Consider the following 268-nt stretch of genomic DNA (forward strand, 5'->3'; position numbering starts at 1 on the left):
GTCTCGCCGATAATGGCAGCGATACCAGCCCTTGTGATTGGCCGTATAAAAAAAGCGCCTGTGTTTATTTGGGTACTTGATCTTTGGCCTGAGACACTTAGAGCTGTAGGGGTCTTAAAAAATACAGCGCTGCTTTCGTTAGTAGGGAAATTGGTTTCTTGGATCTATAATCGTGCTGATTATTTACTGCTTCAATCTCACGGCTTCCTTGAAAGCGTCAAACGTTACTGTACACGTGATATGCCTTCTGAGCGATTGGTATATTTTC

1 pseudogene is annotated in these 268 nt (G+C 43.3%); it reads left to right on the forward strand.

Going from position 1 to position 268, the window contains the following annotated elements:
* Window positions 1-268: pseudogene (locus AC0L2O_RS36875) on the forward strand (glycosyltransferase family 4 protein); the annotation flags it as partial.

Source organism: Bradyrhizobium sp. Kon10 (genome assembly GCF_055807395.1).